Consider the following 505-nt stretch of genomic DNA (forward strand, 5'->3'; position numbering starts at 1 on the left):
ATACACAGTTCCAACGGCGTCGATCGATAAAGCAAAGCCCAGCTTTTTAATCGCATTCAGCATTTGCAGCGTATGTTCGCTGTAACTCATCACCGCGTTTTCCGTTAGCTCAAACGTGATGCAACTTGGATCAAGTTCGGTTGTGCGCAGCAGCTTCTCCATAAAGTCGATCAACTGAGGGTTGCCAAACTGTTCTGGAGACAAGTTGATCGCGACGCGACCCGGCAAAATGCCTTGTTGTTTCCAGCGTTTTACGGTGTTGAATACATCACGCATCACCACGCGGCCCAGATGCTCAATCAAACCTGCTCGTTCCGCCACAGGAATAAATGATCCTGGGCTAATGTAGCCCTCAACCGGATGTTTCCAACGTACTAAAGCCTCAGCGCCATTGATACTGAAATCACGGGCGTTCACTTTGGGTTGATACCAAACTTCAAGACCATTTTGTTGCAGGGCTTTTTGCAGTTCGATTTCAAGCCACAAACGCATACGCGCTTCTTTG

General features: G+C 48.3%; 1 protein-coding gene. It reads right to left on the minus strand.

Going from position 1 to position 505, the window contains the following annotated elements:
• The coding region (locus tag R7R24_RS30760) for an EAL domain-containing protein (RefSeq protein WP_318120720.1) at positions 1-505 on the minus strand (505 nt) is incomplete at both ends.

This window comes from Vibrio sp. 704 (assembly GCF_033339295.1).